3 protein-coding genes and 1 pseudogene are annotated in these 2365 nt (G+C 53.6%); 1 reads left to right on the top strand and 3 read right to left on the bottom strand.

The genetic code is table 11. From position 1 onward, the window contains the following. The 3 genes and pseudogenes from V7730_RS22560 to V7730_RS22550 all read right to left on the bottom strand — a co-directional run. Positions 1-911: hypothetical protein (locus V7730_RS22560; RefSeq protein ID WP_335749796.1), on the bottom strand; the 911-nt coding region annotated here is incomplete at its 3' end. Positions 912-1217: 306 nt separating this feature from the next. Further along, positions 1218-1346: a hypothetical protein gene (locus V7730_RS22555; RefSeq protein ID WP_335749795.1), complete on the bottom strand. Its 129-nt coding sequence runs from the start codon at positions 1344-1346 to the stop codon at positions 1218-1220. Then, positions 1343-1612, bottom strand: a pseudogene (locus V7730_RS22550) (transposase); the annotation flags it as partial. The pseudogene V7730_RS22550 and the gene V7730_RS22555, both read right to left, overlap by 4 nt. Positions 1613-1716: 104 nt before the next feature. Here V7730_RS22550 and V7730_RS22545 point away from each other — a divergent pair. Continuing rightward, entirely contained in the window at positions 1717-2208 is a 492-nt protein-coding gene (locus V7730_RS22545) for a hypothetical protein (RefSeq protein WP_335749794.1), read from the top strand. Positions 2209-2365: the final 157 nt, after the last annotated feature.

Genomic DNA, 2365 nt, shown 5'->3' with positions numbered 1-2365 from the left:
TTGCCGCTTAAGTCGTTGATCACCGCGTCGGGCTGGTCGATGAAATAGGTGTCGTCATCTGCGCCGCCATCGATGGTGCCCAGAACGGTGCCGCCAAAGCCGCGATAGATGTCATTGCCGGTGCCGAGATCGACGGAACCCGTGATGGTGCCAGAATTCACCATCACGTCCGACGAACCGTTGGTGATCACGTCGCCATCGATCAACCCGGCATTGCGGACGGTGACCGCCTGCTGTGCGGTCACATCGCCGCTGACGGTGCCGAAATTCGTGAATATGGCATCGGTGCTGGTCATGGAAACGGCTGTTCCGGTCGTGCCGGTCAGATCACCGTGATTGGTAATTCTTGCGCTACCCGTATTGGCCTGTATGGCGGTGGTTCCGACGATCTGTCCAAAATTGACGATGCCAGAATTTAAGCCCACGGACACTACAGCCTCCGCACCAGAGGTCACGCTGCCATGGTTGACCAGCGTCTGGTTGGCGTCGCCCATACGAACAGTTTCAAAAGTTGTGCTGGCGCCGGCAACGATGCCGTAGTTTATGAAAACATCGTTTGATCCGCCAAGAAAAACGACGGTTCGGCTGCCATAGATCTGGCCGTGGTTAGTGATGGTCTCGTTGTCACTGTTGAAGTTCATACCGTTGAAGAAATCGTTGGCGAAGGACAGAACCGCATTGGCGCCGAAGGTGTAGGAGTTGCCTGTCCCCCCGCTTGAGACGATCGCGTTCTGGGTGCCGGCTGAGACAAAGTCGCCGAGGATGATGACATTGTTGTCGTCCCCCGTCACGCTCAGCGCTCTGGAATTGCCGGTCACGACAAGGCTTGCATCCTCTAGGAGAATGAACTGATCGTCGCCGTCTATGGATTGTGCAACAGTATCGTTACCGGAAATCACTGTTAGGGTCATGGATATGTTCCTTTGAAAAATTGAAATATGAAAAAAAATGCGGCATTACTTTACGTAATTGCTTTATTGGTAAAGCAATTTACAAATAGATCAATCTTAGACGGATGTCACAACTCTGCAAAGCGGGCCGATGGGCACCTGTCACAAAACTGGAAAATTTGGCATAAAACGGCCTGCCATGGCCTCTGGAAGAGTGTATTGTTGCTTAGTCCGACATTCCCCAAGTGGAACGCCTTCTTGCGCATGGTGACTCTGATCTGTGCTCCAAGCAAGCCTTCTGAACCCCGTTGTGCGGTGTTTCGCGCATCAGACGACCATTTTGAGCGGGCTTTCGGTCTGGAAGGCGAGACTGATCGGGGTGTTGATCTGACTGGGGGCCGTTTGTGCGGACCAACCAAGCCGTAGTTCTTCAGGTTTCATCGCTAACGCGGTCATGGTGGAGCCAGTGGTGAACGCAGGCGATGGATGGCTGCGATGATACGGGTGAACCGATTGCCACTGACAGCCACCTCGACGCGCTGGAAGGTGATGGTGCGGGCTTGGCGGACAATCCGCGCACCGATTTAGATGAACCGGGTTTGCTAGCTGGTCCGCGACCAGTCGGCCATCTCTTCGGGTAGATCAGTGCCGTAGAGGAACACACCGCGGTTGTAGGCCAGCGCGTGCATTTGCAGCCGCACCTCGTTGTCGCGGAACCGCTTATTTTACATTAGAAGTTGCAGCAAATTATTTTTTGCACATGGGGCTTCTAGCAGCTAGTGTTTGAGGGTCTGTTCGGCTGGTTAAGAGTTTCTTTCATTGGCTGGTGAGCCGCGATGGGTTCAAGCGTGTACTGACCTATCCAGATGTCGAGTACTTCAACAATACGCTCAAAGCGGGCAGGGTGGCACATGCCCTGCGCGCAATTCCATATCCTTCTATGCAAAATGCGGCACATGCATTTCAGGCGATGCCGTTTGAGAGTGCGTTCGACAAACGCGACAAGGCGTTCTTTGCGTTCTTCATGCTGATGGGCGCGCAGGATGGCGCAGTGACATCGCTCAAGCTTAAACACGTTAATGCTGAACTGGGTCATGTCTTCCAAGATGCGCGCGAGGTGAACACAAAAAACGCGAAAACGATCATGTGTCAGTTCTTCCCTGTCGATGAAGTCTATCGGGAATGTTTTAAAGCTTGGGTCCGGTTCTTGCAGGACGAGAAGTTCTTTGGACCGGAAGATGCGCTCTTTCCCAAGGCGGATATGGGGTATGTGCCGGGGCGGGGGCTGTGCAATCGAGGCTTGGCGCGTGCGGGTTAGGCTCAGGACCCATCAATCAACTTGAGGCTGTCTGGCCTGTATGAATCAAACTCCCAAATTGAGGGGGTTTTATGAGCAATCTTCACTGGCTGAACGAAGATTAGATGGCGCGGCTTCGGCCGTATTTTCCAAAGAGCCATGGTGTGCTGCGCGTAGA

The organism is Sulfitobacter sp., assembly GCF_036961165.1.
Classification (GTDB): Bacteria; Pseudomonadota; Alphaproteobacteria; order Rhodobacterales; family Rhodobacteraceae; genus Sulfitobacter.
Note: the sequence above shows the minus strand (reverse complement) of the source record. Positions and strands in the feature narration are given on the sequence as shown.

Excerpts from the sequence above, each read along its gene's own strand:
- V7730_RS22555 (WP_335749795.1), bottom strand. The coding sequence starts at position 1,346 with ATGACCGCGTTAGCGATGAAACCTGAAGAACTACGGCTTGGTTGGTCC.